The organism is uncultured Maritalea sp. (genome assembly GCF_937139385.1).
GTDB lineage: Bacteria > Pseudomonadota > Alphaproteobacteria > Rhizobiales > Devosiaceae > Maritalea > Maritalea porphyrae_A.
In genome coordinates, this window is sequence record NZ_CAKZPW010000310.1 from 1 (window position 1) to 2,084 (window position 2,084).

At 48.8% G+C, this 2,084-nt stretch carries 3 protein-coding genes; 2 read left to right on the forward strand and 1 reads right to left on the reverse strand.

The features are described 5' to 3' along the window. The first annotated feature begins 137 nt into the window (after window positions 1-137). Window positions 138-731: a class I SAM-dependent methyltransferase gene (locus tag Q0231_RS12705; protein WP_299347927.1), complete on the forward strand. Its 594-nt coding sequence runs from the start codon at window positions 138-140 to the stop codon at window positions 729-731. Here Q0231_RS12705 and Q0231_RS12710 read toward each other — a convergent pair. Continuing rightward, entirely contained in the window at window positions 728-1,108 is a 381-nt protein-coding gene (locus Q0231_RS12710) for a hypothetical protein (RefSeq protein ID WP_269395351.1), read from the reverse strand. The genes Q0231_RS12705 and Q0231_RS12710 overlap by 4 nt on opposite strands. Before the next feature lie 99 nt (window positions 1,109-1,207). Between Q0231_RS12710 and Q0231_RS12715 the strand changes: the two genes are divergently transcribed. Then, window positions 1,208-2,084: LysR family transcriptional regulator (locus Q0231_RS12715; RefSeq protein ID WP_299347928.1), on the forward strand; the 877-nt coding region annotated here is incomplete at its 3' end.

Consider the following 2,084-nt stretch of genomic DNA (forward strand, 5'->3'; position numbering starts at 1 on the left):
TGAAATGGTCGTTGATGGCGGCACATGGGTTGAACTAGGCCAAGCTAAATAAGCTTTGCGTTCAACTTAAGTAAATTAAGGCCCGGTGCACTGCATCGGGCCTTTTTTATATCAAGAATAGCCGCTATTAGTCGGTTATGTCTTATGATCCAAAAACCTTCCAGTTCTACGCCGACAATGCTCAAGAATATGCAAGCCGGCGCACGAAACCATCCAAAACCCTAACTTCGTTTCTAGAGGCGCTGCCCAATGCAGGTCGCGTACTGGAGCTCGGGTGCGGCGCCGGGTTGGAAGCGCAACACATGCAGAGCCAAGGCCTTGATGTAACCGCAACCGAGGGCAATCCTGAGCTGGCAAAATTCGCTATTGAACGGCTGGGCGACCGCGTCAAAATCATGCGATTTGATGAGCTTTCAGACATCGGGCTATATGATGGCATATGGGCAAATATGTGCCTGCTGCACGCCCCTTGGGACGAGCTTGACCTGATCATCAAGAAAATTCACACAGCCCTTAAACCCGGTGGGCTTTTGATGGCCAGCTTCAAGTCTGGTGAAGGCGCAGGGCGCGATAAGCTCGATCGTTATTACAATCTGCCAACAAAAAAGATGCTCAATGACAAATTTTCAGGCGCTGCCGCTTGGCAAAGATGCGAAGTCATTGAAAAGCCAGGTGGCATAGGGCATGACGGTACGCTCTATGAAGTCTTGTTTGTCATTGCAAACCGCTAAGCGGAAAATGCGTCCCGATACTTAAAGACATTGAAGATAAAAATCAGCATCGAAAAAATTATCAACGCTGAGCCAATTTTCACCAGCGTTTCACCCTGCCCCGAAATGGCCATCGCGATACCCGGCACGAAGCTAATAAGCCCCAATAATGCTACGCCCAAATGGACCTTAGCGATGAGACTCTCGCCCGCCTGTGGCACCAATTTATAAAAGAGCCCAAAAAACGCCATCGTCACCCACCCCACCAAATTCAAGTGCCCATGAGCTGGCGATAACACGTGATTATGCGTTGCAGACATTTGAATGCCCCACCCCATCCCAATCAATGCGCAGATAGCAGCGACTGCAAAGAACCAAAAACCAACATTCCTAATCATAACGTTCCCCTATTGAACTGAATGGAGTGGATATTGGAGCAGACAAATCTATAATTGAAATCGATTCATTTTATATACTATATTCATTGAATGAATTTATTGTCCTTCGATTTCAATTTGCTGCGCGTGCTTGCGGCCCTGCTGGAAACCCACTCTACAGTAAAGGCAGGCGAAAAAATTGGCCTGTCGCAACCCGCAATATCCGCGGCCCTTGAGCGTTTAAGGGTTAGCTTGAACGATCCTTTGTTTGTACGTGAAGGGCAAAAGCTAGTGCCCACACAAAAGGCGCTTGATTTGCAAGTGCCGCTTCATAACATTATGCGCTCAATTGAAAGCGTAATTGATCAAACGAGCGAGTTTGATCCGCAAGCCTGCACAGCAAACTTTGTTATCTCGGGTTCAGATTTCTTTGCTGAATTGTTGCTGCCGCGCCTTGGCCAAATCATTTCAAATATTGCGCCGAATATCCGACTGCAGATGGTCGATCAGGTTATCGACAACCAATTGGACACGATGCGGCGCGAGCAAATTGACCTTGCCCTTATCCCGCAAACAAACCTGCCCGACTGGGCAGAAAGCCGCTTAGCGATAACTGGCCCATTCGAAGTGGTTGCCAATAGAAAAAATCTGGCCATACGAGAAGCAAAAATCAAGCCGGGAGAGGTTATTCCGCTCGATCTTTATTGTGCGATGGGACATGTCCTTTTTTCCAACGAAGGGAAGATGGAAGGCGTTGGCGACCAAGCACTGCGCGCTGTTGGACGGCAACGCAAAATTTCCATGACTGTGCCATTTTTTAATGGTGTCGCCAACGCGGTTTCCAACTCTGAACTCATCGCGCTCTTACCTTCGGCCTTTGCCCATCACGTTAGAGATCGGCTCGCGCTTGAAATTTACCATCCGCCCATGCCTGTACCTCAGGCTCAAATCCATATGGTTTGGCATCGCCGCAACTCAGCACACAAACCGCACGCCT